This is a genomic window from Natronoglycomyces albus, assembly GCF_016925535.1.
In the GTDB taxonomy this organism is placed as follows: Bacteria; Actinomycetota; Actinomycetes; order Mycobacteriales; family Micromonosporaceae; genus Natronoglycomyces; species Natronoglycomyces albus.
Genome location: NZ_CP070496.1, coordinates 1949694 through 1973190 on the forward strand (window position 1 = coordinate 1949694; position 23497 = coordinate 1973190).

General features: G+C 62.0%; 17 protein-coding genes. 1 reads left to right on the plus strand and 16 read right to left on the minus strand.

All coding sequences use genetic code 11. The features are described 5' to 3' along the window. Positions 1 to 117: 117 nt before the first annotated feature. From JQS30_RS08300 to JQS30_RS08375, 16 genes are all read right to left on the minus strand, one after another. Entirely contained in the window at positions 118 to 1152 is a 1035-nt protein-coding gene (locus JQS30_RS08300; protein ID WP_213172878.1) for a C45 family autoproteolytic acyltransferase/hydrolase, read from the minus strand. Beyond that, the gene (locus tag JQS30_RS08305; RefSeq protein ID WP_213172879.1) at positions 1125 to 1703 is read right to left on the minus strand and encodes a GNAT family N-acetyltransferase; all 579 of its coding nucleotides are present in this window, start codon (positions 1701 to 1703) and stop codon (positions 1125 to 1127) included. The genes JQS30_RS08300 and JQS30_RS08305 overlap by 28 nt, the downstream gene beginning before the upstream one ends. Beyond that, a complete protein-coding gene (locus JQS30_RS08310; protein ID WP_213172880.1) occupies positions 1700 to 1981 on the minus strand; it encodes a hypothetical protein in 282 nt (93 codons plus the stop codon). Before JQS30_RS08310 ends, JQS30_RS08305 begins: the two co-directional genes overlap by 4 nt. Then, complete coding sequence (locus tag JQS30_RS08315) at positions 1971 to 3518, minus strand: AMP-binding protein (RefSeq protein WP_425498861.1); 1548 nt, start codon at positions 3516 to 3518, stop codon at positions 1971 to 1973. Before JQS30_RS08315 ends, JQS30_RS08310 begins: the two co-directional genes overlap by 11 nt. Further along, on the minus strand, positions 3515 to 6799 hold the full coding sequence (locus tag JQS30_RS08320) for a non-ribosomal peptide synthetase (protein ID WP_213172882.1): 3285 nt from the start codon (positions 6797 to 6799) through the stop codon (positions 3515 to 3517). Before JQS30_RS08320 ends, JQS30_RS08315 begins: the two co-directional genes overlap by 4 nt. After that, positions 6796 to 9048, minus strand: coding sequence for a class I tRNA ligase family protein (locus JQS30_RS08325; protein ID WP_213172883.1), 2253 nt, complete (start codon positions 9046 to 9048; stop codon positions 6796 to 6798). Before JQS30_RS08325 ends, JQS30_RS08320 begins: the two co-directional genes overlap by 4 nt. Positions 9049 to 9063: 15 nt before the next feature. Then, the gene (locus tag JQS30_RS08330; protein WP_213172884.1) at positions 9064 to 10119 is read right to left on the minus strand and encodes an NAD(P)/FAD-dependent oxidoreductase; all 1056 of its coding nucleotides are present in this window, start codon (positions 10117 to 10119) and stop codon (positions 9064 to 9066) included. Beyond that, the gene (locus tag JQS30_RS08335) at positions 10107 to 11435 is read right to left on the minus strand and encodes a lysine N(6)-hydroxylase/L-ornithine N(5)-oxygenase family protein (protein ID WP_213172885.1); all 1329 of its coding nucleotides are present in this window, start codon (positions 11433 to 11435) and stop codon (positions 10107 to 10109) included. The genes JQS30_RS08330 and JQS30_RS08335 overlap by 13 nt, the downstream gene beginning before the upstream one ends. 363 nt (positions 11436 to 11798) lie before the next feature. Continuing rightward, positions 11799 to 12974, minus strand: coding sequence for a saccharopine dehydrogenase C-terminal domain-containing protein (locus JQS30_RS08340; RefSeq protein WP_213172886.1), 1176 nt, complete (start codon positions 12972 to 12974; stop codon positions 11799 to 11801). After that, positions 12971 to 14002 carry a saccharopine dehydrogenase gene (locus tag JQS30_RS08345; RefSeq protein ID WP_213172887.1) on the minus strand — a complete coding sequence of 344 codons (1032 nt, stop codon included), beginning with the start codon at positions 14000 to 14002 and terminating at the stop codon, positions 12971 to 12973. The genes JQS30_RS08340 and JQS30_RS08345 overlap by 4 nt, the downstream gene beginning before the upstream one ends. After that, a complete protein-coding gene (locus JQS30_RS08350) occupies positions 13999 to 15120 on the minus strand; it encodes a cytochrome P450 (protein WP_213172888.1) in 1122 nt (373 codons plus the stop codon). Before JQS30_RS08350 ends, JQS30_RS08345 begins: the two co-directional genes overlap by 4 nt. Positions 15121 to 15220: 100 nt before the next feature. After that, the gene (locus tag JQS30_RS08355) at positions 15221 to 16372 is read right to left on the minus strand and encodes an acyl-CoA dehydrogenase family protein (RefSeq protein ID WP_213172889.1); all 1152 of its coding nucleotides are present in this window, start codon (positions 16370 to 16372) and stop codon (positions 15221 to 15223) included. Between the two features lies 1 nt (position 16373). Further along, positions 16374 to 18593, minus strand: a complete 2220-nt coding sequence (locus JQS30_RS08360; protein WP_213172890.1) for an iron-containing redox enzyme family protein — start codon at positions 18591 to 18593, stop codon at positions 16374 to 16376. Positions 18594 to 18677: 84 nt separating this feature from the next. After that, the gene (locus JQS30_RS08365) at positions 18678 to 19574 is read right to left on the minus strand and encodes a hypothetical protein (protein ID WP_213172891.1); all 897 of its coding nucleotides are present in this window, start codon (positions 19572 to 19574) and stop codon (positions 18678 to 18680) included. 4 nt (positions 19575 to 19578) lie between these two features. Then, entirely contained in the window at positions 19579 to 20412 is an 834-nt protein-coding gene (locus JQS30_RS08370; RefSeq protein ID WP_213169842.1) for an isocitrate lyase/PEP mutase family protein, read from the minus strand. 68 nt (positions 20413 to 20480) lie between these two features. After that, positions 20481 to 21344 (minus strand): thioesterase II family protein, encoded by an 864-nt coding sequence (locus tag JQS30_RS08375; RefSeq protein WP_213169843.1) that lies wholly within the window; start codon positions 21342 to 21344, stop codon positions 20481 to 20483. 968 nt (positions 21345 to 22312) lie between these two features. Here JQS30_RS08375 and JQS30_RS08380 point away from each other — a divergent pair. After that, positions 22313 to 23470, plus strand: a complete 1158-nt coding sequence (locus JQS30_RS08380; protein WP_246497824.1) for a glutathione S-transferase family protein — start codon at positions 22313 to 22315, stop codon at positions 23468 to 23470. Positions 23471 to 23497: the final 27 nt, after the last annotated feature.

The window sequence follows — 23497 nt, forward strand, 5'->3', positions numbered from 1 at the left end:
CTCATGGGTCAGGTCGCGAGGATGGGTCTACTCACGGGGATGAAGGGTGATTCAGCACATGTTCGGGCGGCACAGGGCAGGTTGTCTCCGCCGCATCGATGCGGCGGAGACAACCTGTCACAGTTGCAGCAGATGCGCCGGTGCGTTGGCCGGGTTACCTGGCCATACTGTCAGCTGGCCACGGGTGGGATAGGCGGCGATGGCGGCCACTGTGCGTTCGCGGCGAATGTCCCCATTGTCGGCCACACACACTGGAGGGGATGCCAACAGCTTCCGGTGCGCCTCGGGGTCATCCGTTTGTGGAATGCCCCAGCCGCGCACCGCTTCCCATCTTCGTTTGGAGGAGGTGAGCGCAAAGGGATTGATTTCGTCTTCGAGCGCGAACGGTGGATGTAGGTAATGGTTGGTGTGGATCAGTTCGGAGTCCTCCAGGATTCCTCTGCGTTCCTCCAACGCCTCCACGCACACGATGCGGTCGCCATCGCAAATCGTGAAGGCCCGGGAGCTGGACAACGGTAGGGTCTGCAGCGTCGCGATGGCCTCCTCGACGCATGTGGCGGTATCCAGCACGTGGCGTACCGCCAGGTATGGGGGTACACCGGGCTGCCACCGGCCGCCCAGAACCAGGTTGATGCCCACGGCAACTCCCGCGTCGTTGACGCCCAGATACCCCAGCAGGCCCGCGAAGCTCAAAATGAGCGACCGGCGGCCCGCCTGCACCTCTAGCACCGCTACCTGGTCGTCTAGGTTTCCGTTCAGGTCGACCGTCTGGGCCAGGATCGGGACTGTTCCTTGAGTACTGCTGTAGGTGGTGCAGTCCCCGGTGGTGAAACGGTGGTAACCCAGAATTTCGCGCCGCAGTTGCAACAGCCACGCCTCATCACGGGACAACCCGGCGCCGGTTGCGACGCCGTCGATCTCCGCGGCCAGATCGGGGATCACCGAGGTCACGATCTGCCGATGTGCCTCGATCCTCTCGCGTAGGTCCTCTAGGCGGTAGCGCTGGTCGCTAAGGTGGTGCAAGCGTGCCAATCCATCATCGAGGAAGGTTCGTAGCCGGTGGGCGATCGCCGCTCCGTGGGCGGCTCCCCGCTGATGGGGGGAGCCGCTGATGCGCAACGTCTTCACAGCGCGTCCTTGACTGTTGGCCATTCTTGGGCCAGTACCGAATAGTAGATCGCGTCGCGTCGCCGTCCGCTGGGCATGTAGTTGTAGCTTCTGAGCACTCCTTCTTCGGTCGCGCCGATCTTTCGCAGTGCGGCGCGGGCGCGTTGGTTGAGCACATCGGTCTTGAACTCAACGCGTTGACAGCCCAGCTCCTCGAACGCCCGTCGCAACAGCAGGCGTTTGGCGTGTCGGTTGATTCCGCTGCCTTGGAAGGCGATCCCCAGCCAGGACCAACCGATCTCCAATCGATCGTTGGCCGCGTCCAGGTTGCCAAAGGCCGAGCTGCCACAGACGGTGCCTGTCTCTTTTTCGACGATGGCGTAGACGGCGCAGCGTCCAGTTCGCTGATCCTCCATCAGATTGTCGAAGAAGGTGGTGAATTCCGCCTCGTCGGTGACGCGGGAGACGAAGAATTCCCAGATTCGTTCGTCGATGGCGATGTCGCGCAGGGGCTTGCGATGGTCTTGGGTCAACGGTTCGAGGCGGATGCGTTCATCCTCCATGCCGGTGGAGAGAATGGGTGCCCAGTGGCTCATTGCGCGCTTCCTTTCCAGTACGGGGCCAAGGTGGCAACGACGTCGGCGAGAGTCCGCATCGCCGCGAAGTCCTCTTCGGCGAAGTGGCCCAGATCGATGTTGGCCACTTTGCACAACGAGGTCAGGAACAACACCTTGTTGAGCGAGGTGAGCCCATAGCTCTCGGCCATGTTCTGATTGAGGTCCAGTGAGGCCGGGTCGGGTTTGTCGCGCAGCGAGCGTGAGAACTGCTCACGCGCCATCGTTTCCAGATCGGACGTGGTCACTTCATGTGGCATGGATTCCCGCCTTCGGATCGAAAATGGACTTCTCGTACTTGTCGACAATCGCGCGGCGCACCGGTTTGAACTGTGAGGTCAAAGTCCCCGCCGCGATGCTGAAAGGCTCCTGGGCGAGGATGACGCGCCGTATCTGTTCATCTGGTTCGGCCTCGGCGTTGGCCTTCTTGAGGGCCTGGGCCACCGCGTTTGGGTCGGCAACCCCATCACTGGAGGCAATCGCGACCAGTTCGGTCTGATCGCGGCAATAGACGATGCACTCGGCGATGGCCTCCGAGGCCCGCAACCGGGCTTCGATAGGCCGCACCACGATCTTCTTCCCGTTGTCCAGCACCACCACATCGTCGGCGCGGCCGTGAATGTACAGGTAGCCGTCGGCGTCGATATGGCCCAGGTCGCCAGTTCGAACGACGCCACCGGGACGGAACATCTTCTCGCTTTCGCCATCAGCGGCAAAGGCATAGGAGTGGTTAACCGGGTGGTCGCTACGCACGCACACCACGCCCTCGTCGATGAAGACCTCTTTGCCTGGCAACACCTTTCCGACACTGCCGGTGCGGTTGGCGCCCGGATAGTTCTTTGACACGATGCAGGTTTCGTTGAGCCCGTAGCCTTCGTAGATGGGCAGCCCCACGTCGGTGAAGAATCCCAGAACCCGCATGTCAGCCGGAGCAGACCCGGTCCACAAGTAGCGGATGTTCGGCCCGAACAACTCCACTGCCGCGCTCCGGCGCTGTTTAAAGGAAGCGTCCTCGGGAAGCTGGCCTTCGATGTGGCGCATGGCCGCACCGAAGAACCCCGGCACACCCATGACGACCGTTGGCGCGTGAGAACCCAGCACGGCGAATGCCGACTCATACGTCGTGACGGTGACATCGTGACCCCACCGCAGTGCCGAGTAGACCCAGTAGCGCTGCTGAAGCAGCGACAGGGGCAAGAACACAAACAGGTTGTCTCCCACCTGGTGCCGCATGATGCCTTGCACCGCATGCAGAGACGAGTCAATGCTGCCGACTGTCGCGGCTAGCCCTTTGGGAACACCAGTGGAGCCAGAGGTGAACTTTACCGAGGTCGTGTCAGTGGGGCCATACTCGATCAGTTCCCTGCCACTGACCGAGTCACTCGCCTCAGCGGACATCGCATGAGCGCGCCGCACCACCTCTGCCAGCGAACGCACCGGCCCACCCGGTCGAGCCGCCACCAGCGCCGAAGCGTCATCGGTGTAGACCGCACGCAGACCGTAGCGCTGTGCGAGTTGGGCATCGGCGGTGAACTTACCTGGCTCGAAGCCGGCCGTTTCGACACCAGTGAACAGGCACGCTAGATCCAGCAGGACCCAATCGAGTCCATTGGAGGCGACAATGCCGACGCGGTCGCCCCTGTCGATGCCCTCAGCCCGCAGCTGTACGCCCAAGGCATGGGCGCGGTCCCAGACCTCCGAAAGCGGCACGGTGTTTTGCGACCCCAGACGGGCCACGGTCATAGTGCCGCCCGTGGGGCGCTGCGCGACGATGTGGTTAAGGACTGATTCCATCAGCTGTCCTCCTTCGCGAGGTGATGGGCCATGTGCCGTACCGTCCGCAAGGCGTACATGGCGTCGAGGGGCAGCGTGACCCCGAATTGGGTTCTCACGGCCGCGAGTATGCGAACAGCGGTGATCGAGTCTCCACCGATTTCGGTGAAGTCAGCGGTGACGTCGAGATCCTCGCGGCCCATCGCTTCGGCCCACAGAGAGGCGAGTCGCTTCTCGACCTGCGCGTCCGCCGGATTCGTCTCGGTGGCCGGGGAGTCGGTGGATCGCTGGCCGCCTCGGCTCAACGCGGTCCGGTCTACCTTTCCGTTGCGGTTAACCGGGAAGTGGTCGTGCCACACCAGCTGGGCGGGAAGCATGTAGTCAGGCACGGATCGACCTAGCTGGTCGCGGATGGACCGCAACGAAGGCCTGTGTGATCCATTTCCGACCACATGCGCGGTGAGTACTGCTCCTCCGCCGGGGGTCGCCTCGGCGGTCACGGCTGCCTGGGCGACGCCTTCACATGCGCTCAGGTGTGTCTCGACATCCCCGGCCTCGATACGGTAACCATTGAGCTTGATCTGGAAGTCCATTCGCCCCAGAATCTCGATGGTTCCGTCAGGCCGGTAGCGGCCCAGGTCACCGGTGTGGAACAGGCGTTCCCCACTGTCCTCGTCGAAGGTGTACTTGCGCGCGGTGGCCTCGGGAGCTCCCCAGTAGCCAGGTGTGACCCCAGTGCCAGCAGCCAGGATTTCGCCCGGTACCCAGTCGGGACAGTCCCGCCCGAACCGGTCGCGGATATGGGCCCGGTTGTTGGAGTTGGGCCGACCGTATGGAATCGGCTCATCGGTCGGGTGATCGACGGGGATGGGATGCGTGATGTTCCAAATCGTCGTCTCCGTCGGGCCACCTAGCGAGGACACGGTTAGGTCCGGCCGTTGCGCGTACAGGGTCGATGGCAGGTTTGAGGGGATACGGTCGCCACTCATCATGATCAACCGCAACGATTCGGGAAGGGCCGTCCTCTCCTCTGCGGGCAAGGCCATATCGGGTTCGGCCAGCAGCCGCACGATCGCCGGGACCGAGTTCCACACGGTCGCTCCGTGGCGAGAAGCCAGCTGGCGCCAATGAGTGGGGTCGGCGGCCCGGTCCGCGTCAGGAACGACCAGCGCGGCACCCGCGCTCAACGCCCCGAACACATCCCACACCGACAAGTCGAACGTGAAAGCGCTCACGGCGAAGAAGCGGTCATGGTGGGTAATCCGGAATCGTTCAGCGCAGTCAGCCACGACGTTGGCCACATTGCCGTGGTTGACCATGACGCCCTTGGGTTCCCCGGTCGTCCCGGAGGTATACAACAGGTAGGACAGGTCGTCTTCAGATATGTCCGGTCGCGGAACATCACTACTGGTATGAGCATCGCGCAGGTCCCATGACGGGCCGACGTTATTGGCCTCGACATTGGTCAATACCGCCCGCGCACCGGCATCACGCAGCAGAAACTCGCGACGGCGCGCCGGTAGGTCCGCGTCGATCGGGACATATACGGCCCCGGCCAGCAGCGTGGCTATAATGCCCACGTACTGCTCGGCGCCTCGCCGCATCAGCAGCGCTACCCGGTCACCGCGAGATATTCCCTGGTCTATCAACCAGTTGGCCGCCGCTGCTGCTCGCTCCAAAAGCTCCCGGTAGGTAAGGCCGCCCGTGGAGCTCAGAATTGCGGGCCGGTCGCCATCGGTGTCAGCGTGGCGAATGAACGCCTCCGGCAACGGAGTGAAGACACGAGTGACTTGGGTGTCGTTGGCTTCCTTTCGAGCACGACGCTGGCTGGCCGGAAGGAGGTCAAAGCGTCGCTGGTGCCACGCATTCGGATCGGTTAGCGTTACCAGCAGCCGTTGGAGAGCCTCGGTGATGGCCTCCAGCATTCCGGCGCTGAAGAGCTGTTCCACCGCGTCGAGCCGAATCTGCAAACCATCGTCGCTTTCCAGCACGAACACGTCCAGGTACACCTGAGGGGTTTGCGAAAGCGTGAAACACTCGGGCCCGAAAGCCTCCAGTGCTCCCCCGTCGACACCGACCGCTCCCAAGGTGCAGTTGAACGTGTAAGGCGCGCTGCCCCGGCGAGCGCTTCCATGGTGGCGTGCTAGATCGCGCATGACCTCCACCCCTGAATAGTGCCGGTGATCCAGGTCGGACCGCCACTGTTGATGCAGGCGCAACGCACGCTCGCCGAAGGTCCGCTCCGGTTCCCAATTGACCGCTAGCAGCATCGGATCGGAAAACTGGCCGATGGCTTGCATAGCCTTCGGGTGCGAGGGCACCCGCTGGGAGACCGTGGTGTTGATTGTGAAATCGGTACCCGCTCCCCAGGCAGAGAGCACCTCCGACCAAGCCGCCAGCGTTGCGGCCGCGTCACTGATTCCATGTGCCTGCGCATTGGCTCGCAGCACCTTCCACTGGTCGCAATCCAGCTCTACTCGCCGCTGCGTCGTGCGAGTTTGCTCCACAGCGGATGGGTCGATCGCCAAGGGAAGATCGGGGGCCGCAGGTATCTCATCGAGCCGATCGCGCCAATAGCGCCGGGCGCGTTCATAGCGGTCGGTCTCGCCCTCTTTTTCCAGACGGCTTATATGGTCCAGAAAATCCATCTGGCCGGGTTCGGGCGGTGTTCCCGTCTCATAACAACGATGCCATTGATCGAAGAAAAGGAACATGCTGATGCCGTCGATGACCAACCCGTCATGGTTGATGTGCAGGACGTGCCGATCGTGATCGAGCACTGTCACCTCCACGTCCACCAGTGGCCCCCGCAGTCCCAACACCAGGTGAGAACGGCGCTCTCGCGTGGCCATACGCAATTGACGTTGGGTCACCGGATCGACGCCAGTCAGGTCGGTCACGGTGAAGGGAGGTTCCCGGTCGGTGACGAACTGCCGTTGGGCATCGACCACCGACAGCCGCAATGCGCTGTGGGCGGTGAACATCCAGGCCAACGATTCACGGAGGCGGTCAATATCGAATGACCCCTCGATCTCGTGATAGGTCTGATTGGCGATGTCGCTGACGGCGAACATGCCCGATCTCCCGTGTACGTAGGCTCGCTGCAACGGTGTCAAAGAGCCAGCGGCAGCCTCCTCCTCCAAGTAGGCGACGACGTCGGCCTTGTGTTCCTTGAGCCGGGCCAGCAAGGCCGCGGGCATAGCGGTGCGGGGCCCTTCGAGCTTCAGGTTTCCATCCACAACCGACACCTCAACCCGGGAGTGGCGCAAACGGTCCAGCAAGTCGCTGACATGGTCGGTGTTCATCGGTCCTCCTTGAGCGCGGCCAGGCGGGCGGGGTCGGCCAGTTTCTCGACCGTCTGCGCGATCTGACGCGTGGTCTGATCGCCCAACAACAGCTCCAACGCCACATCGGCCCCCAGCTCGTCCAACAACTGGTATTGCACAGCGGTCGCCCCCAGCGAAGTGAGGCCAACTGAGACGGGTGAGCGCCCAGCCAGGTCAATGCTGTCGTCAAGCTGCGCCACCGCTCTCAGGCGCGCCCTCAGCCACGACTCAACCGGACTAGGTTCGGTTGCGGTGGAATCTGAGGCGGCAAAAAACCGCGTAGCCTCCAGTGAGCAGACGGTCCCTGGCGGTACCAAGGAGACCGTCTCGGGCCACACCTGGGTGTCCTCCAACCCGAGGGCGTCGAACAAAGCCCCGGAAAAGCGCGGCATCACCGGCGCGGCGGTAGCCGCCAACAAGCGGGCCGCCGCCAGCTCCAAGGCGATGGCGGTGCGTGACTCCGACTCCCAGGCGGCAAGCCCGGCCAGACGGCTTTGCGCAGCCGAGAAGTCCCGAACCGCCCCCACTAGTTCGCTGAGCAAACGAGCGGATTGGCGCAATGAAAACGCCTCCGGGTTGAGGCTGGCGGTGATCGCGTCCAGATGCTGACTGAGCCGGGCCAGGAACGCGACGTGCTCAGTGGTCCATGTGCCTGCGTCCGGAACGCTCCCATATCCCTGGCGTACTCGTGTGCCCAGGTCATTGAGCCACGTTGCCCACTGCCCACGCAATTCCTCGTCAACCACTCGCTCGAAGTCGGCCCGACGGAAGTCGGTACGTTCCAGCTCCGGCCGAGTCAGCGATAGGTAGTAACGCACCGCGTCGACAGTGTCGGGGTTGAGAATGTCCCGGCCCCAAATGACATGGCGTCGACTAGTGGAGAACTTCTCGCCATCGAGTAGATAGAACTCGTTGAGGTGGTAGTCGATATCAGGGTTCCATTCGGGAAACGCCAGTCGATACAGCACCGGATACAGCAGCGAATGGTAAAAGCTGTTGTCGTAGCCGAAGAAGTGGACGATCTTCCACTCACGCTCCGGTGTAGACGCCTTCCACTGGTGGCCCAGTCGTTCACCTAGTCGCTCGATTCCGTACAGGAAGCCGTAGCTCATTTCGGGCCACACCCACACGACATTGCCCGGTGCCTGCGAACGCCGCGGCTCAACACCCCACTGGGAAGGATGACTGACCGGCAGTTCATACTCCCTTCGCGCAAATACTCGCGCCGCGAGTTCCCGCAAGCGGGCGGGGACGCGGCCCAAGCGGTGATGCCCTTCGACAGTGTCGGCGAAACGGTGCAACGGCAGCAGGTAGCGTTTGACAGCTTCCCGACGCGGTTGGGCCGCGCCGCCGCGCGCCGTTGGCTCCACCAGATCGGTGACCACGTTCGGCTCGCCGCATTCCTCGCAAATGTTGCCGCTGGTGCCCGTATCGCAACCGGGGCAGCGTCCAGACACGTCAACTTCGTAAAGGTAGGCGCCGTTCTCATCCACGAGGGCAGGAGCCTCCCCCACTCGCACCGAGCCCGAGGCGGTCAGCCGATCGAAGAAGTCACGCAAGCCCTCCTGGTAGCGCTCGTCAGGGCTGGTCACGGTGTAATGGTCTACGTTGATGTCCATCAACGCCAAGGTCTGGGCTATCTGTTCCGAATAGTGCGCGGCCACCTCCTCAGGGGTCTTTCCCTCCCGCTGGGCCAGCGCCGCGACATAACTTTGAAAGTCGTCGCTCCCGGTCAAATGCCAGGCGTCGTGGCCGCGCCGACGTTGGTAGCGCACGTACACGTCCGCTCCCAAGTAGGGCCCCGAAAGGTGGCCCAAGTGCAGGTCGCCGTTAGGGGTCGGCGGTGTGGAGAAGACAAACTGCGGACGCCCCACCGGATGAGGCCGACTCCGCGAAGTCGCCGAGGCGGCCGCGCGACGCTCTCCGCGCCAGTACTGAGTGAAGAAAACCAAGTCCGATTCCCCGGTATTGGTGATGGTGTGTGATTCGAATGGCTCGAATAGCGCCACCGTGCCAGGCACGGCCCGATAGATGCGGCCATCGACCGACAACTCGCCGTGTCCGGCGACGATGACGAAGAACTCGGTCTCATCGTGCTGGTGGCTCGTTGAGGTCACGCCGGGGGCGACCCGCCCCCAACCAGCTCCAACGTCCAAACCGTCCACACTGGTCATGTCGATGCCGAAAGCCTCGCTCAAACGGCCCTCGTCGTAGTAGTCGAGAATCATGGGAACCTCTTTTCGTCACGTCTGAGCAGATGCGTTGCGGCGAAGATCGACCAGCTGAGCCGCTTCTTGGGCGATGGCGGGTGCGAGTCGGTAGCCCGCGCCATTAGCGGCCCCGGCGAAAATCACCCCTGGCGCCACTTCAGCGACCACCGGCTCGCGGCTGGGGCTATAGGCGTCGCAAAAGACCCGGCCCGACTTACACCGCTGGGCCAGATCTGGGCTGTACTGAGCCAGGACTTCACGCGCGGAGGCCAATGTCCGAGCGTCCAATTGCCCTGTCATCGTCATGGCATCGACATCCCACTCATCGCACGTGTAACTGAATAGCCAATGTCCGCGTCGATGCAGTGGCACGAGGAACGCGTCCTCGTCGTGGAAGATCGTCAACGGTGCCGACCGGTGAGGAACCGATTCGATGTGAACTGCGGCGACTTTCTTGACGCGCACCCCAAGGTCCCGCAACGGCTCCGCCCACACCGGCAAGGTCGCCCATGGCCCCGGGGCGATAACGACCGTTCCCGCGCGCAAGAGAGTGCCTTGGCCAAGCGTCACGGTCACGCCAGATTCCTCGGCGTCGATCCCCACCACATCCGTGCCTTCCCAGATGGTCACCTGGGAACGCAAATGCGAGAACAGCCGACGAGTGACTCCGGCGACATCGGCGTAGTGGCAGCCCTGAGCCCGCCACACACATCTACCGGCCGGTGCCTTCCACTCCTGATTGGCCGGGCGTTCCGTCGCCTGGAGCGCGGACTGTGAGATATAGGCCTGTTCTACGCTGTCGCGGCTCTCGGTATCGGCGACGACGAAAGCCTCCACCGACGTAATCGGCAACTGAAACCGGCCGCGAAGCCTATGCCACTGCTGGTGGCTGCGCAGCGTCAGATCTCGCACCCAAGGTGTGGCACCCCGGGGAAAGTGAACCCCCGCCGAATGCGTCGAAGCACCGGTGCCAACAAGATTGCGTTCCAGCACCGCCACGCTCAACCGAGGGTTGCGGTCGGTCACCTCGAGCGCCACATTGGCGCCAATCACCCCACCGCCGACGATGGCAACATCTACATACTCCATGGCGAATCACTTCCCGCCTTGGCAGACCAGTCCACAAAAGACACGGCCGATTCCATGCCAGCGCGGCCATGCAGTCGGTCGACGATGCGCTGTGCCCGCCAAGCGTTAAGGCTGAGGTTGACATCAGGCAATCCGCGCTGGCCGCGCACTGCGTTTTGGACGAAGATCGACCGGTCTGGGGGTCCATCCCACACCGCCGCGAAGTCTTCGTCGACTTTGAATTCGCCGTTTTCGGTCTCCCAGCGGCCGCGTAGTGGCGCGAGGAAACCTTTGGGGGCCGAACGGAAGCCCGTCGCCCATACCACCGCGTCGACGGTGAGGCTCTGTGTCTGGTCGGGCTCATCGTTGTGGCCGATCATCAACTCCCACCCGCGTCCGTTTGCCCCGTCGACTCCGAGCACTGTCCGGTTGGGGAATAGGCCGAATCCGCGTCGGTTTTCGTCGATGAATTGGAGGTGGTACAGCTTTTGGTATATCGCCTTCAACGTCGATTCTGAGATCCCGTCCGAAGCCAGTAGGTGCGACGTGCTCACCTGTTCGCGTACCGGGGCGGGGAGTCGGAAGAAGTAGTCCGAGTAGTGCGGCATGAAGAACTCGTTGGTGAAAGTCGAGTCATCGATCGGGAAGTAGTTGCGGCGACGCGACACCCATGCCACTTGTTCTGGCGCGGCTGGGCCCCTCCGGTTGACCAGGTCGAGGAATGCTTCGGCCCCGGACTGTCCCCCGCCGACCACGGCGACTTTGCGGCCCGCGAGCTGGTCGCAGTGGCGCAGGTACTGACTGACATGGAAGTGGTCTGGCCCCAGGTGTGGTTCGACGAAGTCCGGTACTTTCGGGACAGTGCCGACGCCGATGGCTATGTTTTCCGCGCTTAGGGTGCGTCGGTTGGTGCGGACTCGGAACATGCCGTCGAAGTCGACTTCCTTGACTTCTTCGCCGAATACGACGTCTTCGTTTGTGTCGGCCGCCCACTGCAAATAGTTGCGAAATTCCGCGCGGGGCACCTCTGAGAATTGAGCGTTGAGGAAGTGGTACATGCGCCCATGCGCGTGCAGGTAGGACAGGAAGCTGAATCGGTTCGTGGGGTTGGAGAGGCTAACCAGGTCTTTGAAGATCGACACTTGGAGGGTCGCTCCGGCGAGCAGTTGCTCGTCGTGCCAGGTGAAATGTTGTTTCTTGTCGAGAAAGAGGTGTGGAATCGTTGGCTCCTCGTGCAGCAGGGCGGCCAGGCTGAGGTTCGCTGGCCCCGCTCCGATTCCGAGTAGCCGATAGTGAGGCGAAGGAGTATCAGTCGATGTGCGTCGTTGCTGTCCCACGTTGTTCCTTCCGGTGGGGGTGGACGGAACCCATCCGTGTGGCGAGGGCTCGCTCAGCTGACCGCGCTCATGTCGGTAGCCGCCAGCCTGGGAGAACCCGGTCACGGAAAAGGGGTGGTGCATGGGGATCGCAGAGGTAGAGGCAGCACCACGAGGTGAGGCGCGTGGTACTGGCGTATTGATACGAATTGTCTGTTCGCGGGGAGGATGACAAACAGAACGGGGATGGTTCTTTGATGGAGGCGGGTGAGGAGGCCGGAGTGGAGCGTTCCTCATCGGCTGGTCATGTCGGCTTTCTCAGCGGTGGAGGCGCACGGGTTCGGATGTGGGCATCAGGGCGCCCGCGCCCTTTTGCGGGGAGGCTCATTCGTTGACGTCCTTACTGGTCGCCGAATACGTCGTGGTGGTGTGGAGCCCCCATTTCGAGAGTTGGTCCAGCCAGCGCCGAGCTTGGTCGGGGTTGGCCGTAGCCCGGTGCAGACCCGCGCTTGTCTGTGAATGCAGGATGGCGGCGATTCCTTCGACGAGGGCCAAGGAGACGCATCGTGCCATCGCGGTGTCGTTCGCGTCGCCCACGACGTCGAGGGCTTTGCGGCCTGTGAAGCAAGTTCCGTCACGTTCGGCGTCGATGTCGACCACGAGGACGACTCGGTCGCGGTCATTTTCGGTGGTGGGATATTTCTCGGCGAGGCGATGGGCCAGAGACCTCATCCGGTTGGTGTCACCGGAGGCTACGGTCGTGAACACATCGGTCCAGGCCGCCCGCCATCCTGCCGGGCGGAGCGTTCCACGGACGAAGGTGTCGACTTGTGGCACGCGAGTCAAGTCGTATTGTTCGACGAATGGCACGCTGTCGCGGTTGGGGTAGACCTCGAAGGTCTCGGCGCCCACCTGGAGTGTTTCGGTGGCTTCCCAGGGGTGCGCTACTTCGATGCGTTCGCCGTCTTGCAGGTAGGCGGCGGGCGATGCCAGCGCGGTGAGGACGCCTACGGGTGCCCAGCTGAACTGGTAGCGGAATTCTCCGGGTTGTTCGGGTATGCCGCCGCAGAAGGAGCGCAGCGAGACCCGGTCTGGGTTGCCGCCCAGTTCTTGGCGCATGTCGTCGACGAGCACGTGTGCCATGAGGTGGTCGATGCCTGGGTCGAGACCGGCCTCGGTGAGGACGGCGAGCCCGTGTGCTCCGGCGGTGGCGGCGAGGGCGGCGACTTCCGGGGAGGTGTAGCTCGTGCAGGCAAAGTGGGTGCCTTTGGCGATGGCTCGGGTCAGGAGGTCGGCGTGTTCGGTGGCGGGCAGCATTGACACGAGGATGTCGCCTGGTTCTAGATGGGCGTCAAGGTCGTCCTCGGCTAGTCCACGGATGTCGATCGGGGCGTCGATTCCGAGGGTTTCGAGCCGTTTTCTCGCCCGGTCGCGGCGGCGTCCCCACAGGGTCACCTCGGTCTTCTGTGCCAGGGTGGCCAGTCCTTCGCCTCCGGTGGAAAGGCCGGTACCGATCCAGTGGACACGCCCGCTTACCGGGGCCAGTGGTTGGTTGTTCATGTGGTGGCTCCTTGGTCGATGGCGTGTGCGTAGGCGCTGCGGGCGCGTTTCCAGGGCGCGCCGTCGCTCAGCTGCGGCAGGTGTGGGGTGAGCTGGGAGGAGAAGTCGGCGCTGGATTCGCGTGGAAGCAAAGAGGGCAGGTTGTCGATGGCTATGACGGTGAGGGGTCGGTCGACGTGACCTACGTGCAACAGTGGCCGCTCCCAGGTCGTCAGGTCCTCGTAGAGGGGCAGGAGATGTTGCGGGGAACCCACGTCGCAGGTGATGTCGGCGACGGTGGAGAGCCGGGCTCCGGGTTTCAGGTGGGAGGTGGTGAGGAACGGGTCTGCCGGTTCGGTCGTGGCTACCGCGTTGATGAGGATGTCGTGGTCTAGCAGGGCCTCGCGGTCGAGGTCCCGGGTCTGCTCGATGTCCCATCGGGTTACCGCGACACGTGAATGGGTGAGTGCGTCGGCCGCTCCTCGTCCGCAGCGGCCCAGTGCGCCGATGACGACGGCGGTGAGGCGGTCGGTGTTGGCCTGTAGCAACCGGTTGTCGAGCTCCGCACGGCTGGTGGCGGTCAGTGGTGTTTCCAGTTGGCCGCTTGCGTGTTGCACGGCGAGCGCGGCTCCGATGTATCCGGCCCAGTATCCGAAGGCGGCCAGACGTCGGCCGTTGTCGTCGACGAGGTATTCGAGGTCGAGGATCTCCCCGTTGCCGGCTTGGAAGCGTTCGAGAAGTTGGCCGGACCCATTTTGTCCTTTGTAGGCGTGGGCAAAGTAGATGTGCCGACCGGTGAGGGGCTCGTCGTTGTCCGGTAGGGCTTTCAGGCCCAGGATGAACGTATCGGCGCTCGCTGCGGCCCACGTATGTGGTTCCGCTAGTCGACAACCGGCCCGCTCATATTCGTCGTCGGCGAAGCAGCGCATGGGGGAACGTTCCACCGTCACCGTGAGACCTTCTCCGATGAGGGTGGCCGCGTCCTCGGGCGTTACCGGGGCACGGCGTTCACTGGGGTAGCTTTCGGCACGTATCCACACATGGGTCATGAAGGGCCTCCGTTGGCAAAGTTGGGGATGCGAGCGTTGCGCGAGGGGCGATAAGTGTGGGCCTCTGGCAAATCGGTGGGTTTCCATCCCTGGTGGAGTAGTTCTTCCCACACTCCGAGGGCGATGGCTATGGAAATCGTGCGCCCAGGGCACCGGTGTTTTCCTTGGCTGAAAGTGAAGTTGGTCGGCCCAGAACGAGTCTGGTCGAATATGTGGGGTTGCCGGTTGACTGCCGGGTCGCGGTTGGCGGCGGCCAGTACCAGTAGCACCGCTTGGCCCGTTTGCATCGTGTGGCCGTCGAAGGAGAACTCCGCGGCGGCAAAGCGCCGGGTGTTGTGGATGGGTGGATCCCACCGAGACACTTCCTCTACCACTGATGGCGTCGGTTCGAGGGTGGGAAAGCTGCGTGAGGCCAACAGCGTGTTGCCTACGAGTCCGGCACTCGCGTCGTACGTCTGTGACAACAGCCCGACAGTATTGGCCACGATTTCGCGGCGGGGCACCGAGCTGGCGGCGGCTGCGGCCACGATCGTCGACACGAGGCCGCTTTGCTCCTTCTCGGCGGTGTGGGCCACCTGGTGTAGATAAACGGCGGCGGCTTTGGCGGCGAGGTGATCCTCATGGCTTGTGGTACCGCTGATGCACTTGACGAAGTGGCCCACGACGCGGCCCAGATCGCTAGCTTCGATGGGTTTCAGGCCGCACAGGGAGGCTATGACGGCCACGGGCACGTTGAATTGAAGTCGTTCGTAGTCGATTCCGTCGGCCAGTTGGTCACGGGCGTGACTCCGGGCCAGCTGGTGGGCTTGACCTGGCTTGACGGTGGAGAGCGCTGCGATTATTGCGTCCTTTGTGTCAGGCTGCCCGGCATCGTCGCGCATCCGCACCAGATCGGCGAAGATCTCGGCGGCGACCGAGTCCTCAAGTTCCGGCGGTACGGGAACCCCGACGGGCCGCACTCGCATTGCGTTCGCGTTGAGGATTGCGGCGACGACATCGGCGCTCGCGGCGACCCACAGGTTGAGCTGAGGGTCGTATGACAATGGTCGCTCGCTGGTCAGGCTCGCGTAATAGGGATAGGGGTCGGCCGCACCAACCGCGGTTACCGCATCGAGCATGTGACCTCCTGATCGTTGTCGGCTCGCAGATGGGCCGAGACGTGGCCAAGAGTCGGTATCCCGATTCGTCGCCCTCCGGTAGTGGTCTTCAGTCTCGGTCTCACATTGCCTCCGCGATCGTCATTCGCAACAGTTCGCTTGGACCCTCGTAGAGCCGCAACGACCTCGCCTGGCGGTATAGGCGCTCGATCTCGCTGCCACGTTGGAGGCCAGCCGCTCCGAAAATTTGGACGGCGGCATCGACGGCTCGTCCCGCCGCCTCCGAAGCGTAGAGTTTCGCCGAGGCCGCATCGCGGACGTATTGGCCGCCCGTGTCTGCCTTCCATGCCGCGTGAGCTGTCAGCTTCGTGGCGGCCGATAGCTCAGTCGACATGTCGGCCAGCGCGGCTTTGACCAGTTGCAGTTCGCTGAGTTTCCCTTGGTAGGCGGGCCGGTTGCGGGCCCGTTCGAGGGCGAGATGTTGAGCGCGACGGGCTAGCCCTTGGGCGACGCCTCCGACGGTCATGCGGAAGCGTTCCACGACATCCATGGCGACCACGAAGCCCAGCCCGGGGCCTCCCAGGACCGCCTCGGGGCCAATGTCGCATTTGTCGAATCTGATTTGTGCCCACGAGCGGGGGGCACACAAGTCGATGGGCTCGACGGTGATTCCCGCGTTGTGGGCGGGGACGATGAACATCGTCAGTCCGAGCGGGCCTGGTCCTTCGCCGGTCCGGGCCAGCACGATATAGGTGTCGGCGACGTCTCCCTGCGCGATCCAGGTCTTGGTTCCGTCTATGAGGTATCCCGCGTCGGTCTTGGTGGCGGTGGTGGTGACGGCGGCTAGGTCGGAGCCAGCCTCGGGTTCGGAGAGAACAAACGCTCCGATGGAGCGCCCGGTCGCCAGGTCCATCAAGGTCCTGCGTTGTTCGCCTTCTCCGTAGTAGGAGATCGCGGCGGCGGAGAGTTCCTGGATGGCATAGGCGAAGTCGGCCACATCGCAGTGGTAGGCCAGAATTTCCCGGCGCAGGCACATCGCCCGCATGTCGGGTGGACCGGGCTTTTCCAGGTGCGCCAGCCAGTTGGCCTGGGCTATCTCAGATAGAAGCTGGCGGCTATTGGCGCTGCCGTTGTCTTCTTCGAGCTTTTCCCAGGCAGGTCGACGCTCCCGGCACCAGTTGTCCAGCTCCGTGGCGAGACTACGGTGTTCGTCGGTGTACAGCGGGGTGGAGAGCAGGTCCGCGTCGAACGCGGGGCGGGGGGTTGGGTTCATGTCAGATCAACAGCTCCGATTCGGCCAGGTCATGGCGCAGGGTGCGGACCAGTTCGGTTTCCAAGTAGTAGGCGAACGAGGCGTATCCGCGCCAGATGCGCTCCCACCGGCGCTCTACTTCAGCAGGGCCGGCGACTCGGCGTAGGTGGTCCAGATAGAACACGATGAGATCGACTGCCTGTCGTGCATGACCAGCTGAGAAGTTGTCAATGCTCAGGTGTGCCTCCTCATAGGAGGTGTCGAACCCCCAGCGGCGCAGTTTCTGGATTTCTTGCAACCGCACTCGGCCCAGGCCCAACATTTCTACTCCCAGGTTGTAGCCCATGATTTCTTCGTAGAAGGTGTCTGGGAAGGCCGCTAGCGACAGCTGATGTAGGGGAAAATCGTAAAGGTCTGGCAGGTGGTCCTGCTCAATGAACGCGGCGGTGCGAATATGCGGTATCGCTATGCCCATGCTGTCTAGGACCCGGTAGATGAGCGTGAGGTGATTTTTCGCGACGTCTCCGCGACCCATTTCATCGGCGTAGATGGCGGCCAACATGCCGTCGGTTCGGTGCCGCAGTCTGCCGGCTGACCCAATCCGGTGCGACCATGCGCCGTCAACCATGCTGCCAAAGGCATTAACTTTTTGGCCGAAGATGACCTCTTCGCGTCCGGGAACCTCGTCGAGCTTGCGGTAGGGCTCGACTAGTTTTGTCCAATAGATTTCCTCGGCCCGTTGTATGAGGGCCTCGGCGCTGTATGGGAAGAAGGACGCGTCGGTGTGCAGGCCACGGGCGCCGTGTTCGAAGAGGATTTCGGCTTCTTCCAGGGTTTGCAGGGCTCGTTGGTGGGCGGCCGGGAGCGCATTGGGGAAGTCTTCTATGTTCACCAGCTGGAACAACATCTGTCGTTCTCCGGCTGGAGCCCAAGTGGAGACAGTGGGTTTGAGGGTGCTCGATGCTTTTCGGACTCGGCGGATCCACTCATGGGATTCGCTGGTGCCGGTGAAATCGTCTGTCAGGGTTACTGTTCCGGTATTTCCGGCGGCGATCCATGACTCGAATACGTGGGCCTCCTCGGCATCGAATATTCCGAACATGGGCCCTCCGAAGCGGATCGATTCCAAGAAGCGATTGCCGCCATTGGATCGGGGCCGGACGGACTTGGAGGTACGGAAGGCTTCGAGGAATGCGGGGAGGTCTGCCGGTGGTGTGCCTGGGGGAAACCACTCGGTGATGAGCCGTCCGCCGATTCTCACGTTTTTGTGTTGCTTTCCCGCATAGGGCATGTGGCGGGCCACGATGCGAGCGACCTTGTCGTCAAGGCTCAGCTGTGCGTGCCATTGGGCCAATGCGCTCAGGTGGCGCACGTGGTAGGTCTCCAGCGTCACCAGCAGGGTGGCGCCTCGTAGCATGCGCTGCCAGTCGTCTTTGCCAGTCGCTGATTTCTCGCATAGCTGCCAATACGTTCGCAGGGTGTCGGCAAGTTCCTCGGCTGGGATGGTTTCGGTGGTGCCCAGTAGTTTGTCGTCAACAGCTAGCATGCTCGCGGCGCAGTGCGCGCCGACGATCTCGGGCAACAGTGAGGCCCCATTCAAGGAAAGTGCCAAGATCACGGCGGCATGAGCGGTGGTGATGTCGCGGCTTTCGCAATGGGTGCAAAAGTCGTCCGCTAGGAGGTCGGGAAGGGCGATTGCCTGGGCTTCGAGTTCTCGCCGACGTACGGCGGCGGTGGAGAGTTCGACAGTTCCTTCCCCGCGTGCGGCAAATCGGTGTGCGCCCAGCCGGTTGACGATGACGGCGGGTTCGCTCGCCGGTTGTGACACTGTGTCAAGCCAAGCTGGGCCCAACAGGGCGATGGGCGCTCGTTCTCGCAAGAGATACCGCAGCTGGGGCTGACCGCGAAGCCGCGCGATGTCGTGGCCGAGGGTTTCTGCTCGTTCAAGGAGGTAGCTCACGACCTCATCGGCCGATTGTGTATTCGTGCCCAGGTCTTGTGCTATCTGGTCGTTAGCCGCAGCGTGAAGGAACCCGTGGGCGAGACGCCGAGATAGCCATCGTGCCTGTTCGTTTTCGATGTCGCGCAACAGGGCTCCAAACCACGTGGGCGCCGAGGCGGCGATGGTGCGTTCAACGCCCACGACGGCCTCTGGGCTGACTTCTGGTGCGCGGATCGGTAGCGAAGTGGAGGTGTCGGGGAGGTCAAATGCGGGTGAGTGGTTATGGGAGGAGTGGGTCATGTCATTCTCCGTGCCGACTGATCGAGTGGGTGTCCAGATCGGTTGTCGCCATGAGGTGCCCCGTTTCACCTCGGCGGTGAATGGTCAGCGCCGTCGGGTCAAAATGGCGACGCGGGAGCCAGGAACGCTTGCGGCCAGCAGATAGTGCCCGTCGCTTTCGATGGCTGCGTTACGTTCTCGATCGGCTAGGTTGATGAGCGGGTCTGCCGCGAAGCAGTGTCCAATGCGGGTGATGTTGTCGGTATAAAGCTGGTCTTCGGTGAATCCCGCTTGTCGTTCTTTCAACGCCACGATCGGGGCATAGATGTTGTTGTGTGACAGACCGGCGATGGCGGAGGTGTCAATGCCGCTGGCGCGGTAGATGGTGTCGTTGACGTCGATGGCCAGTTGAGCCGAAATGTGGTCGTCTCCGGTCGAGTCGTGGCTGGCTGCGGCGGCTACTACGGTGTAACCGGCGGCGACGGGGGCCTCGGTCACCACGCAGGAGGCCGCACCATCGGAAAAAATTGCGAAATTGACAAATCTTTCCGTTTCGTTGGTAATACGGTCGGCGGTTATGACCAAGGCGGTGCGGCTCATTCCAGCGGCGACGGCGGCGGTGGCGGCACGCAGAGCGACCAAGGCGTTCGTACAGCGTCCCAGCGTGACGCCAGTGACGTCGGCATGGTCTAGTCCCAGCCGACTTTGAATCGAGTCGATGAGGTCGCGCTGCTGGGCCAGTGAAGAGGGGAAAGCGGTGCAACACAGATACAGCGAATCGATGTCTGCGGCCTCGATTCCGGCCTCTTTCAGACTCTGTTCTCCTGTCTGCACCGCCAAGTCGGCGATATCGCGGTTCGTGCGCCGGAGGCGGCCCCACCCCCACAGTTCGGGAAGCGGTGCCATGTTGTGCAGTTGTGCGGACTGTTCCCAGTTGGGTATGTCCTCGTAGGAAAGGTCCTCTTCTCCGAGGACGTAGGCGATCGCCGAAATATCTGTCATCGACTTATCCCAACAGCTTTCGCATATCGGCCATCGACAGAGACTCTGTGGTGAAGTCGCAGGTTCCCGCTTCGAGTACTTCTCGTGCGGCCTTGACGAAAGCGCCGTAGGCCGCCCGCGACAATGCCGATCCCAAGGAGACGCGAGTTGCCCCCGCTTGGAAAAGCTCACGCACGCTCAAGGAGTTTCCCACCCCGAGTAGGACATTGACCGGGGCATCAACTTCGGCGCAGACCCGCCTGATGGCATCGGCGTCGGGCAGGGCTGGCGCGTAGACTACGTCTGCTCCGGCAGCGGCGAACGCCTTCAGTCGAGCGATCGTGTCGTCAAGATCAGGGCGTCCGTAGAGAAAGTTCTCAGCCCGAGCGGTCAAGGTAAAGGGGAATCCGGCCCCACGCACGGCCGCGACGGCAGCTTCGACCCGTTCCACAGCGTCGGCGAAGCTGCGGATCGGCGCGGTCTCCTCGCCCGTGGTGTCTTCGATGGACCCCCCGACGGCTCCTGTGGTAGCCAGGCGGGCGAAGTTCTCCCCCACTCCGGCCGCGTCCACGGCGAATCCGTCCTCAAAGTCGGCGCTGACGGGCAATGTTGTGGCACCAGCAATAGCTTCGACATTGGCCAACGTGTGTTCGAGAGTGACGTCTTCGGCGCGATCGAGCACGCCAAGGCTTGCCGCGAGTCCGCCACTAGTGGTGGCAAGTGCCCGATAGCCTAGGCCCGCCAGCATGACCGCTGATCCAACGTCCCATGGATTCGGTATGACGAACGGGCCATCGCGATGGTGGAGATTGGAGAATTCTTGCGCCTGGTTCGAAACATTGACTGGCTTAGCGCACATCTAATACACACTTCCTCGGTGCGAGCGGGCATTAAGGCCTAGATAAACGTAACTCAATATTATGAATCTTAGATGAATTCTATATAAGAAGATTCGGAATCCGACTCCATGCTTTGGCGCGAGAAAAATTCGAAGGCATTTCGGATAATCTCGGTCAATACTTCAGGACGGGAATCAAAATAAAAGTGTCCTCCTTCGACGTCAACGAAGGCGACGCGGCCCGATGTCATTGACTCCCATTCCCTGGCCTTCTCTTTTGTCACATGGGGATCATCGTTCCCGACAACTACCACCAGGGGAATGTCCAGTGGCGGGCCTTCCCGGTATTCATACTTGGCCGCCATGACGAAGTCATGACGCAAACGCTCAAGGACGATCTCTTTCAGTTCCGCGTTTTCTCGTACTTCTCTCGGCAGTCCGCCGAAGAACTCCACCGCTTCGGCAAATTCCTCGCCGTTGAGACCAGCGGCATCCCGCACTCGTTGAGAGGGAAGCAACGGCGGCCCCGCGCAAGCGGAGACGATCAAGCCGCACGGAGATGTCCGCAGCTGGCGCGCAGTCTCGAAGGCGATCACCGCCCCCATGCTGTGACCAAAGAGAGCAAAAGCTCCCCCCTGGCGGTCGATTGCCGCGGCCGCACCGGCCGCGACTTGCGTGACTGAACCCAGTCTGCCTGATGAGAAGCGGTGCCCCACCCCCGGAGGACAAACTGCTTTGATCGCCACTAGATCCAGCAGGGACGGTTGCCAACTGAGAAAGTGCCCCGGTGAACCACCAGCGTGAGAGAAGGTATAGAGGCGGCTAGTCTCGGGGGCTGCCGCACTCGGGATCAGCGCGCTCGTCGCCCGCGCCTGGGACGATGATGACTCGATGAACCAATCGCCGGAATAGTCGTCTTCAGCGTTGCTTGTGGTGGTTTCCGCCAACTCCATGCAACTCACGGTAATGACCCAATACACGATTATCAACGTGACTTGAATCACTTAAATCTGCTTATGCAGCTAGAGGCTTCTATCAGCATTTGTCTGATCAACGACATTCTTTTCCGCAAATGAAATGGCAAGTCCACAATTGAATATTCACACATACTCGGAGCTGCGATAAAGCCCTCTTGCGAGGCAAAAATGCGATTCTAAGGCTTATCCATGGGATTCGGGTCTAGAAACGTGCGATGACTTCGGCACCGGGTTTCACCCTGCTGCGAGCAACTACAGGAATGACAAGATCAGTAAGGGCTTTCCTTTTAGCAAAGGCCGGAGATATTCACACCCTGAGATAGGTTCGAGGAGTAAATTGCAGAAATTCTTCCACTGTTCAGTCAAGGGAAAACTAAACGCGCGGCGTTAGATGTACTGTCGAATAGCTCAGTTCATGAACCGTTTCTACCGTCTCCCTCAGCAGCCAAGAACCGCAAACCTTAGAGCTCCTATCAGGTTTGTTTCCGTGGCGAGGATGGTGTGCTGTCAGTGCGTGGGGAGGCGGAGGCCCTTGTTCATACCCAGCGGGTATGGGCAAGGGCCGACAACGCGGCCAGGCGCGACATCACTCCACCGCAGTAGGAAGAGAAACCTGATAGGAGCTCTTAGCGCCAGGGCAGTTTCTTCAAAGAGTACTTCTTCGACCACACTCTCCAGAGACTCAAAACAGCTGGGGCAGATTCTGGGCCAGCGGCCCTGCCACTTCGTTAGCGCAGCTGAACGCAAGCTCATGGGAGCGGCACTTTACGACTGGCCCCGGAATCGTCTTCGATCCAGTCTGCGAAGGTGGTAATGGACGTCGCAGGGAGCGGCCAAACGCTGGCTTGGCGAGCCACCGGGAACGCCGCGGGCGCGTCACACACCAGCTTGGGTGAAATATCATTGGTCGCTATCCAAAAGCCTAAAATGCGTATGCTAGCCCCATGGCACCACATCAAGCGCAGCAGACCGAACCTGGCGAACCCCGACCAACCACCGGAAGCGAATACTCCACCAAGGGCGCATACGTGACCGGCGAGGAATTCACCCGGGACACCAACTACATCGAGGACCGGGTTGTCAGCGATGTCGAAGCGACCAGGTCAGCACCTACCGCAGAGTCTTCCTCCATCGGCGACCCGAGGATGACCGGTCTGACCGAGAACGCGGAAGCCTGGCCAGTAGAGGCACAGCGCTATCGGCTGGTTGCCGCGCGAGCGTGTCCCTGGGCGCATCGCTCCATCATCGTTCGCCGGTTGCTGGGGCTCGAAGAAGTCATCTCATTGGCGACTCCCGGCCCCACTCACGACGTGCGCTCCTGGACGTTCGATCTGAGCCCCGAAGGCCGCGACCCGGTACTAGGTACCGAGCGGCTACAAGAGAACTACTTCAAACGCTTCCCCGACTACCCACGTGGGATCACCGTTCCCGCACTTGTGGACGTCCCTTCGGCGGCCGTGGTCACGAACAACTATCCGCAGTTGACCTTCGACCTGTCGACCCAATGGTCGGATTATCATCGCAGCGGGGCCCCGGACTTGATCCCAACGCACCTCATCGACGACATGCTTCCAGTGATCAAACGGATCTTCACAGAAGTCAACAACGGCGTCTATCGGGCCGGATTCGCCGGTTCCCAACGGGCCTACAACCAAGCCTACGGACGCCTCTTCGACGCGCTGGACTGGCTCGAAGAGCGACTAGCGGACCGCCGCTACCTAATGGGCGAGGTCATCACCGAGGCCGATATACGACTCTTCACGACGCTGGTGAGGTTCGACGCGGTCTACCACGGACACTTCAAATGCAACCGGAACAAGCTCACCGAGATGCCCAACCTATGGGGCTATGCCAGAGATCTGTTTCAGACTCCAGGTTTTGGCGACACAGTGGACTTTGACCAGATCAAACGTCACTACTATGTCGTACACGAAGACATCAACCCGACGCAGGTAGTTCCGCTAGGTCCTGACCTGGAGAACTGGCTGACCGAACACGACCGCCAAGAACTCGGCGGCACGCCGTTCGGCCATGGCACCCCGCCTGGCCCAGTCTCGGCCGATGAACAGCCAACTGGTGCCAATCCGATCTATGGACGATGAGTTCACTATCCTCAGCCTGTCCAACTC